The sequence below is a fragment of the Pseudomonas juntendi genome (assembly GCF_009932375.1).
Lineage (GTDB): Bacteria > Pseudomonadota > Gammaproteobacteria > Pseudomonadales > Pseudomonadaceae > Aquipseudomonas > Aquipseudomonas juntendi.
Genome location: NZ_BLJG01000226.1, coordinates 1 through 9,403 on the forward strand (window position 1 = coordinate 1; position 9,403 = coordinate 9,403).

11 protein-coding genes are annotated in these 9,403 nt (G+C 63.4%); 8 read left to right on the forward strand and 3 right to left on the reverse strand.

What is annotated here, in order from left to right; genetic code table 11:
* Positions 1-189, forward strand: a 189-nt coding sequence (locus tag GYA94_RS27945; protein ID WP_218031609.1) for a hypothetical protein, incomplete at its 5' end; no start/stop codon positions are given.
* A 42-nt stretch (positions 190-231) separates the two neighbouring features.
* On the opposite strand, the gene GYA94_RS22760 is transcribed toward GYA94_RS27945, so the two are convergent.
* Complete coding sequence (locus tag GYA94_RS22760) at positions 232-693, reverse strand: Lrp/AsnC family transcriptional regulator (RefSeq protein ID WP_009686813.1); 462 nt, start codon at positions 691-693, stop codon at positions 232-234.
* A gap of 92 nt (positions 694-785) precedes the next feature.
* Here GYA94_RS22760 and GYA94_RS22765 point away from each other — a divergent pair, with 92 nt between their 5' ends.
* Complete coding sequence (locus GYA94_RS22765) at positions 786-1,967, forward strand: trans-sulfuration enzyme family protein (protein ID WP_029886179.1); 1,182 nt, start codon at positions 786-788, stop codon at positions 1,965-1,967.
* 126 nt (positions 1,968-2,093) lie between these two features.
* On the opposite strand, the gene GYA94_RS22770 is transcribed toward GYA94_RS22765, so the two are convergent.
* On the reverse strand, positions 2,094-2,330 hold the full coding sequence (locus GYA94_RS22770; protein WP_029886178.1) for an HP1242/YdcH family protein: 237 nt from the start codon (positions 2,328-2,330) through the stop codon (positions 2,094-2,096).
* A 252-nt stretch (positions 2,331-2,582) separates the two neighbouring features.
* Here GYA94_RS22770 and GYA94_RS22775 point away from each other — a divergent pair, with 252 nt between their 5' ends.
* From GYA94_RS22775 to GYA94_RS22790, 4 genes are all read left to right on the forward strand, one after another.
* A complete protein-coding gene (locus GYA94_RS22775) occupies positions 2,583-4,220 on the forward strand; it encodes a phosphoethanolamine transferase (protein ID WP_029886177.1) in 1,638 nt (545 codons plus the stop codon).
* A gap of 112 nt (positions 4,221-4,332) precedes the next feature.
* A complete protein-coding gene (gene rnd, locus GYA94_RS22780) occupies positions 4,333-5,466 on the forward strand; it encodes a ribonuclease D (RefSeq protein ID WP_161893145.1) in 1,134 nt (377 codons plus the stop codon).
* Positions 5,463-5,756: a YcgL domain-containing protein gene (locus GYA94_RS22785; protein WP_009686808.1), complete on the forward strand. Its 294-nt coding sequence runs from the start codon at positions 5,463-5,465 to the stop codon at positions 5,754-5,756. The genes rnd and GYA94_RS22785 overlap by 4 nt, the downstream gene beginning before the upstream one ends.
* A 2-nt stretch (positions 5,757-5,758) precedes the next feature.
* Positions 5,759-6,691 carry a D-2-hydroxyacid dehydrogenase gene (locus tag GYA94_RS22790; RefSeq protein ID WP_161893146.1) on the forward strand — a complete coding sequence of 311 codons (933 nt, stop codon included), beginning with the start codon at positions 5,759-5,761 and terminating at the stop codon, positions 6,689-6,691.
* Positions 6,692-6,795: 104 nt separating this feature from the next.
* Here the strand turns inward: GYA94_RS22790 and GYA94_RS22795 are convergent, their stop codons facing one another.
* Positions 6,796-7,389 carry a nitroreductase family protein gene (locus tag GYA94_RS22795; RefSeq protein ID WP_009686805.1) on the reverse strand — a complete coding sequence of 198 codons (594 nt, stop codon included), beginning with the start codon at positions 7,387-7,389 and terminating at the stop codon, positions 6,796-6,798.
* A 143-nt stretch (positions 7,390-7,532) separates the two neighbouring features.
* On the opposite strand from GYA94_RS22795, the gene GYA94_RS22800 reads away from it, so the two are divergent.
* The gene (locus tag GYA94_RS22800) at positions 7,533-7,982 is read left to right on the forward strand and encodes a YcgN family cysteine cluster protein (protein ID WP_161893147.1); all 450 of its coding nucleotides are present in this window, start codon (positions 7,533-7,535) and stop codon (positions 7,980-7,982) included.
* Between the two features lie 40 nt (positions 7,983-8,022).
* Positions 8,023-9,231 carry a hypothetical protein gene (locus GYA94_RS22805; RefSeq protein WP_161893148.1) on the forward strand — a complete coding sequence of 403 codons (1,209 nt, stop codon included), beginning with the start codon at positions 8,023-8,025 and terminating at the stop codon, positions 9,229-9,231.
* The last annotated feature ends 172 nt before the right edge of the window (positions 9,232-9,403 follow it).

The following is a 9,403-nucleotide window of genomic DNA, read 5'->3' on the forward strand; positions in this document are numbered from 1 at the left end:
TCTGCGCGCGAACGCCTTGGCGCATGCCTCAATATCGCGGCATACGAACAAGGCGTTCGCGCGCAACTGGCACAGGGATTACTGGCCCGAAACAAACGTAGGAGCGAGCGCAGCTCGCGATGCGCCGCGCGGGCGGCGCTCGATCTCCCAGGCGCTGCATATCGCCTGGCAACCACCTGTCAGCCCTGATGCAATCCCTGTGCGCCTTGCCGGCGATATGCCCCACAGCCATCAGCCACGGTTCACCGGGAAAGCCGTGGTGTACTTCATCTGCTCCATGGCAAAACTGGAGGTAATGTTCGACAACCCCTCGGTGCTGGTAATCAGCTTTTTGTAAAACCGGTCATACGCCGCAATATCTCCCACCACCACCCGCAACATGTAGTCCCAGTCGCCAGACATGCGGTAGCACTCCATCACCTCCTCGAACCCGGTAACGGTCGCGGCAAACTGCGCCAGCCAGGCGCTGTCGTGGCGCTGGGTCTTGAGCTGGACGAACACCGTCAGCCCCAGCCCTAGCCGTTCAGGGGCCAGCAGGGCGACACGGCCGAGTATGTAGCCTTCTTCTTCCAGGCGCTTGACCCGCTTCCAGCACGGGGTGGTGGACAGGTTGACGGCTTCGGCCAGGTCCTTGAGCGACATCGAGGCATCGCGCTGAAGCAGGGTAAGAATGTGCTGGTCGAAGCTGTCCATATCGCGCGCTGGCCGTGCCGGAAAATATTTCACAGGTTACCCCAAGGCCAGGCGATTTGGCTTGTGCCATAGTGGCAGCTTTCATTCTGCCAATGGGCCTGACCATGTCCGACAAGCCGCGCAATTTCGCCACCCGTGCCATTCACGCTGGCGAGCAGTTCAGTGTTGCCGACAATGCCATTTTCCCGGCCATCGTCACCGCCAGCTCGTTCACCAAACGCAGCCTCGACGACAAGCCGGAGTACTCCTACAGCCGCGTGGGCAACCCCACCCGGCATGCCTACGAAACCTGCGTAGCCGCGCTGGAAGAGGGCGTGGGTGCCGTGGCCTGCGCCTCGGGGGTGAATGCCACCGCCACGGTCCTGGAGCTGCTGCCCAAGGATGCCCACGTGGTCGTGATGAACGGCGTGTACGGGGGCACTTTCCGCATCCTGGAAGACTACCGCAGCCGTACTTCAGGCCTGACCACCACCTATGTCGACCTCAACGACCTGGGCGCGGTGGCCGCGGCGATCAAGCCCGAAACCCAGTTGATCTGGATCGAGTCGCCGACCAACCCGTTGTTGCACCTGGTCGACATCAAGGCGGTGTGCGACCTGGCGCGGGCCAAGGGCATCCTCACCTGCATCGACAACACCTTCTGCTCGCCGTGGAACCAGCGCCCGATCAACCTGGGGGTGGACCTGGTGATGCACTCGGCCAGCAAATACATTGGCGGCCACTCCGACCTGACTGGCGGGGTGGTGGTCGCGGCCAATGACGCGCTGCTGGCGCGCCTGCGCCGCATCAGCATGGCCATCGGCGCGGTGCAGGGGCCGTTCGACTGCTACCTGGCCCTGCGTGGCCTGAAGACCCTGGATGTGCGCATGGAGCGCCAGTGCGCCAATGCCCTGCAGGTGGCGCGTTTTCTGGAAAACCACGCGCAGGTGGAGCAGGTGTATTACCCCGGGCTGGAAAGCCACCCGCAGCATGAACTGTGCAAGCGCCAGATGCGCAGTGGCGGGGCGGTGGTGGCGATGAAGGTCAAGGGCGACCGCGCTGCGCTCAACCGCCTGGTCGAGGCGCTGCAGATCTTTGTATTGGCCGACTCGCTGGGCGGGGTGGAGAGCATGATCAACCACTCGTGGAGCATGTCCCACTGCTCGCTAAGCCCGGAGCAGAAGGGCGTGATGGGCATCAGCGAGAACCTGCTGCGGCTGTCGGTGGGGATCGAGGATTACCGCGACCTGATCGAGGACCTGGATGGGGCGTTGAAAGCGCTGGTTGCTGTGTGAGGGCTTGCGGCCCTATCGCCGGCAAGCCGGCTCCCACAGGTGCATCACAGGTTCGCAGTACTGTGGGACCCCTGTGGGAGCCGGCTTGCCGGCGATAGGGCCGGTGAATTCAAAGAAAATGCTCGGTCAGGATTTGGGCGGATGAATGATCCGTTCGATCTTGTCCTTGATCAACAACCGCTCCTTGCGCAGCCGGTTGACGGCGTCGTCGTTGGTGCCGTTGCCTTCGGCGGCCACCACCTCCTTGTCCTTGGCGTTGTATTCCTTGTGCAGTGCATGCAGCGCCTGGTCGTTGTCCATCAGTGCCTGGAACTTCTCAGCGGTAATGTGCAGGTCAGCGAGCAGATCATGCGGAACTGGCATTTCTTCACCTCTGTCAGGTTTGTCGATTAGGTCCTGACCACTGAGGATAGCCGTCTTTGCGCAAGCCGTTCACGGGCTGCAGGCTGAACGGCAGCTGAAGAAAACGGCATTAACGGGCAAAAGCCTCGCCATCACTAAATTGTTACCGACTTTTTCACAAAAAATTGATGGTGCGCTTTCTAGAGTTCGCCCAACTTTCCCACGGTGCCGTCGGGCCGTGGGGTTGATAACCACTCTTGATTGCGAACACTGATGCTCAATTTCAAATCCCTGCGGACTGAATGGGTCACGCTGCTGGCCAGCCTGTACCTGCTGATCGGCTTCAACATGTTCCTTTGGGAGCATCTGCAAGCGGTCGTGCCCCCCGGCCTGTCGGGGTTGTGGCTGATTCTGGCGTTCGCCGTGCTGATGCTGTTCGCGTTCAACCTGGTACTCACTTTATTTGCCTTCCGTTATGTGTTGAAGCCGTTACTTGTGGTCTTGTTCATCAGTGGCGCCGGCGTGGCTTACTTCATGAACCAGTACGGCGTACTTATCGATGCGGGCATGTTCCGCAACATGGCCGAAACCAATGTGGCGGAAGTGCGCGACCTGATGTCGTTCAAGTTTGCCGCTTACATCCTGCTGCTGGGGGTGTTGCCTTCGGTGCTGGTGTGCAAGGCGCAGATCGCCTACCGCCGCTGGCACCGCGAACTGCTTGGCAAGCTGCTGGTCAGTGGTGCCTGCGTGGTGGCGCTGGGTTCGGTGGCGCTGGTCAACTACCAAGGGCTGTCGTCGCTGTTTCGCAACCACCACGAACTGCGCCTGATGCTGACCCCAAGCAATATCGTGGGCGCCTCCATTGGTTATGTCGGCGAACGGGTTGGTACCGCAGCGCGGCCGTTCCAGCCTTACGGCGAAGATGCCAAGCGTGATGTGGCCTGGCAGAAACATGAGCGCAAATCGCTGACCGTGCTGGTGGTCGGGGAAAGTGCCCGGGCAGACCACTTCGGTGTCTTGGGCTATGGCCGCGATACCACGCCGAACCTGGCCAAGGAACAGGGCCTGCTGGCGTTCTCCGACGTGCATTCGTGCGGCACGGAAACGGCGGTTTCGGTACCGTGCATGTTCTCTGGCATGCAGCGCAAGGACTACGACGCCAGTGTCGCCAAGAACCGCGAAGGGCTGCTGGACATCCTCCAGCGTGCCGGCCTTGCCGTGCAGTGGCGGGACAACCAGTCGGGTTGCAAGGGCACTTGCGATCGCGTGCAGTTCATCGATGTCAGCAACCTCAAGGACCCGCAACTGTGCGCCGGCGGTGAATGCCATGATCAGATCCTGCTGCAAGGCCTGGATGCGCTGATCGACAACCTCGACAAGGACACCGTGCTGGTGCTGCACCAGATGGGCAGCCATGGCCCCGAGTACTTCAAGCGCTACCCCGAAGGCGGCGAGCGTTTCAGCCCGGTGTGCCAGAGCAACGCTCTGAACCAGTGCAGCGAACAGCAAATCATCAACGGCTACGACAACACCCTGGCCTACACCGACAAGGTCCTGGCCTCGTTGATCGACACCCTGCGCAGCAAGCAGGACAAGGTGGACACGGCGATGATCTACCTGTCCGACCATGGCGAGTCGCTGGGTGAGTACAACCTGTTCCTGCACGGCACACCGTACGCCATCGCCCCCGAGCAGCAGAAGCACGTTCCGCTGCTGACCTGGTTCTCCGACAGCTACAAGGAGGACTTCGGCCTCGATACCGACTGCCTGGCCAAGCTCAGCGACGCCCCGCTGTCGCAAGACAACCTGTTCCACTCGATGCTTGGCCTGCTGCAGGTACACACCGAGGTCTACCAACGGTCGCTGGACATGTTCGCCAGTTGCCGCCCGTGGCTGACGGCCAAGCGCTGACGCCTACACCCTGCGTGCAAACGCACCATTGATCGATATCAAGGATGGCCCGGGTTTCACCAGCAGTGCCCGCGCCGTATATACTGCGCGCCAATGTTAGTGGGAGAGCCTTGTGGCCATCGAAATTCACTGGATATGTGACGACCAGAGCCTGGCTGAACACTGCCGCGACTGGCAGCAACTGCCGTTTGTCGCCGTCGATACCGAGTTCATGCGGGTCGACACCTTTTACCCGAAGGCCGGGCTGATCCAGATTGGCGACGGCCAACGGGCCTTCCTGATCGACCCGCTGCTGATCGGCAGCTGGCAACCCCTGGCCGACCTGCTGGAAAACAGTGGTGTGGTCAAGGTGCTGCATGCCTGCAGCGAAGACCTCGAAGTGCTGTTGCGCCTGACCGGCAAGTTGCCACAACCGTTGTTCGACACCCAGCTGGCCGCCGGTTACCTGAACCTTGGCTTCTCCATGGGCTACTCGCGCCTGGTGCAGGAGGTGCTGGGCATCGACCTGCCCAAGGGCGAAACCCGCTCCGACTGGCTGCAGCGCCCATTGTCGGACACCCAGGTCAGCTACGCGGCCGAAGATGCCGTGCACCTGGCCGAGCTGTTCAATGTGCTGCGCCCGCGCCTGAGCGACGACAAATACGCCTGGGTGCTGGAGGATGGCGCCGAGCTGGTCGCCGCCTTGCGTCGCGAAGTCGAGCCAGCCACCTTGTACCGCGACGTCAAGCTGGCCTGGAAGCTGGCGCCCCAGCAGTTGGCCGTGCTGCGTGAGCTGTGCGCCTGGCGCGAGCGAACTGCCCGCAGCCGCGATGTACCCCGCAACCGCGTGCTCAAGGAACACTCGCTGTGGCCCATTGCCAAGAACCAGCCGAGCAACCTGTCGGCACTGGCCAAGGTTGAAGAGATGCACCCGCGCACCATTCGTCAGGACGGTGAGTTTCTCATCCAGCTGATCAAGCGCGCCGCCAGCCTGCCTGCCGAGCAGTGGCCAGCGCCCTTGCCCGAGCCGCTGCCGATCGAAGCCAGCGGCATCCTCAAACAGCTGCGCGCCATCGGCCAGGCCGAAGGCGAGCGCCTGGGCATTGCCCCTGAGCTGATGCTGCGTAAAAAAGCCCTGGAGGCACTGCTCAAGAGCGGTTACCCCAATGGCCCTTATCAATTGCCCGATTCGCTGCGCGGCTGGCGCCGTGAGCGCATGGGCCAGGCCCTGCTGGACAGCCTTGCAGGCGCCGGAGAGACCCGATGAAACGCATTTGCTCCATCTACAAGAGCCCCCGCAAGAACGAAATGTACCTGTACGTGCTCAAGGCTGACGGCCTTGAGCGCGTGCCAGAAGGCCTGCTGCCGTTCTTCGGCACCCCCGTGCATGCCTTCGACCTGGTGCTCAGCCCGGAACGCAAGCTGGCCCGCGAAGACATCACCAAGGTGTTGGAGAACCTCGACAACCAGGGCTACCACCTGCAGATGCCACCGCCGGATGACGAGTACATCGAGCACCTGCCCGAAGAGCTGCTGCGCCGCAACGACCCGGCCTGAACATGCGCGTACTGATTGCCGAGCATGACCATGCCCGCTACGCCGAGCTTTTGCGCGCAGCCGCGCCTGAATTGGAAATCCTGACCAGTGGCGACTCGGCCGAACTGGCCCGCCAGGCGCCGCGTTGCCCGGTGTGGCTGGGCCAGCCCGACCTGCTGGCGAGCTTGCTGCGCCAGGGCCACCAACCGCGCTGGCTGCAGTCGACCTGGGCCGGCATCACGCCGTTGCTGGCCGACGGCTTGCCGCGTGACTATCGCCTGACCCGAGCGGTGGGCATTTTCGGCCAGGTAATGGCCGAGTACATGCTCACCTACATGCTTGGCCATGAGCGCGAGGTGCTGTCGCGCCTGGTCAGCCAGGTCGAGCGGCGCTGGGACGACCGCCCGGGGCGCACGCTGGAAGGGCGCAGGGTGCTGATCGTGGGCACCGGCGACATCGGCCAGCGCGTGGCCGAGTTCCTGCAGCCGTTTGGCGTGGTGCTGTACGGCGTTGCCAGCAACGCCCGCGAGCAGGCACCGTTCGTTGAAGTGGCGGCGCTGGCCGACCTGCCGCGCATGGTTGGCCAGGTCGACTACGTGCTCAACCTGCTGCCGGATACCCCGGCTACCCACGACCTGTACAACGCCGCACTGTTCAGGTGCTTCCAGCCCACGGCGCTGTTCATCAACGCCGGGCGGGGTGCGGCGGTGGTCGATGCCGACCTGGTAGCGGCGTTGAAGGAGGGGCATCTGGCCGGGGCGGTGATCGATGTGTGCCGCCAGGAGCCGTTGCCCAGGCAGCACCCGTTCTGGACGGCCTGGGGCTTGCTGCTGACCGGGCACAGCTCGGCGCCCACCTCGCCGGCGGCGATGGTGCGGTTGTTTGTCGAGAATATGCGGGCGTATGAAGCCGGGCAGGGGTTGCGCGGTGAAGTGGACTTCGCCAGGGGCTATTGACTGCTTTGGCCTGTGCCGGCCTGTTCGCGGGTGAACCCGCTCCTACAATGGGTGGCGTAGGAGCGGGTTTACCCGCGAATGGGCCAGTACTGCCAACCCAAAACTTACAGGCTGAAATCCCCCTCAGCCGCCAGCTCGCTCAGCGGCTTGCGCGGGCTGGGCACTTCACGCGCCTGCAACGCTTCGTCCAGGCTGGCCTTGTCGCCGAGCTTGCCGATCGCCACCATGGCATGCAGCTCGTAGCCTTCAGGGATCTTCAGCTCCTGACGCGCCAGCGCCTGGTCAAAACCGGCCATGCCGTGGGTATGCCAACCACTGATGCTGGCCTGCAGGGCCAGGTGGCCCCAGGCGGAGCCGGTGTCGAAGGTGTGCCACAGTGCCGGTTTTTCTTCGGTGGCACCCGGGGCGGCGAAAGTGGTCTTGGACATCACCAGCACCAGCGCCGACGCCTGTTGCGCCCAGCTACGGTTGAACGGTACCAGCAGGCTCAGGTAGCGCTCCCAGTTCGGGGTGTCACGGCGGGCATACAGGAAGCGCCAAGGCTGCGAGTTGTACGCCGACGGTGCCCAGCGGGCAGCTTCGAGGAAACTCAGCAGGGTCTCTTCGCTGATCGGTTCGGCGGTGAAGGCGCGGGGCGACCAGCGGTTGATGAACTGCTCGTTGATGGCGTAATCGGCAACGCGGGGGTTGGCGCTCATGGCGGCTCCTGCAAACGGACGGAAAACGCGCACGCTACTGCTTCGCGTAGCGACTGACAAGCGGCCTGGCTTTGCTCAAGGCCAGGCTCTAGACTGGCGCCGCTGCGCGCCGCGACCACAAGATGAATGCAGGTAACCGTGTAATGATCGCTGACAACGCGCCGTTCTGGCGGCGCAAGACCCTCGAACAACTCAATGCCCAGGAGTGGGAGTCGCTGTGCGACGGGTGCGGCCTGTGCTGCCTGCAGAAGCTCGAGGACGAGGACGACAACAGCGTCTATTACACGCGTATCGCGTGCAAGCTGCTGGACCTGCAAACCTGCCAGTGCAGCGACTACTCCAACCGCTTCGCCCAGGTGCCGGATTGCATCCAGCTCACCCCGGGCAAGGCCGACCAGTTCACCTGGCTGCCCAGTACCTGTGGTTACCGCCTGGTCAGCGAGGGCAAGGACTTGCCCGCCTGGCACCACCTGGTCTGTGGCGACCGCCAACAGGTCCATGAACAGCGCATTTCCCAGGCGGGGCGTATGCTCAGGGAGCAGGATGTGCACGAAGACGACTGGGAAGACCACCTGATTTTCCGCGCCAGCTGAGCAGCGCGGCCCGCTGCCACGGGGAACAAGGAGTTTCTGTATGCGTTGCCAGCTGTTGTTGCTGTTGGGCCTGATGGCCAGTGCGCCCGCCTGGGCGAAAAAGGTCAATCTCGATTACGAAGTGCGCCTGTTGCCCGCCAGCGGCCAGGCAGAAGTTCGCCTGACCCTGGCGGACGGCAGCGCGGTGCGCAGCCTTGACTTCGACCTGGGCAAGGCCGGGGCCTACAGCGGCTTCCAGGCCGATGGCCAATGGCAACTGAACGGGCAGCGGGGGGTATGGCAGCCTGCGGCCGGCAAGACTAGCCTCAGCTACCGCGTGCTGCTGGACCAGAAGCTTGCCAGTGGCGCGTTTTCGTCGCGTATCACCCCGCACTGGGCGTTGTTCCTGGGCGACCAGCTGGTGCCGCCAGCGCGCCTCGACCAGCAGGATGGAACAGAGCTGGTGGCGCGCCTGGCCTTCGACCTGCCAGCGGGCTGGAAGAGCATCGAAACGCCCTGGCCGCGCGTCGGCCAGGACAAGTTCCGCATCGACAATGTATCGCGCCTGTTCGACCGCCCTACTGGCTGGATGCTCGCCGGTGACCTGGGCAGCCGCCGCGCCCGTCTGGGCGATACCGACGTGACCGTGGCCGCGCCGGTGGGGCAGGGCATGCGGCGTATGGACAGCCTGACCTTGCTCACCTTCGTCTGGCCGCAACTGCAGGCAGTGTTCCCGCGCAACCCGCCGAAGCTGTTGCTGGTGGGCGCGCGTGACGGGATGTGGCGTGGGGCGATGGCGGCGCAGGGGTCGGTGTACCTGCACAGTGGCAGGCCGATGGTCAGCGAGAACGGCAGCAGCCCATTATTGCGTGAGGTTGTGCAGTTGTTTGCCCAGATCCGCGCCCGTGATGGCAATGACTGGTTGGTGGAAAGCCTGACCGATTACTATGCCAGCGAGTTGCTGCGCCGCTCTGGCGGGGTGAGCGACGACCGCTACCAGGCCTGGCAGGCGCGCCTGAGCAAGCAGGGCGCGAAGGTGACCCGGCTGCGTGGCGAACAGGCCACCCCTGCGCAGGTCGCCCGTGGTGTGATGCTGCTGCAGGCGCTGGACAAGGAAATCCGCATCCATACCCAGGCCAAGCGTTCGCTGGATGATGTGGTGCGCGGGCTGATGCGCTTGCCGAGCGTGAGTACCGAAGAGTTCGTGCAGATCAGCGAGAATGTGCTAGGGCGGCGGTCTGAGGTGTTGCAGAGCAAGGCTTTGCGCTAGAAATTCCTATTGCCTTTGCCGGCCTCTTCGCGGGCTTGCCCGCTCCTACAGGTTAAGCACAGATCTCAGATACTGTGCGGTCCTTGTGGGAGCGGGCAAGCCCGCGAAGAGGCCGGCAAGGTCCAACACAACCTAGATTCCCAAGCACCTATGCCGAATATTCTCCTGGTAC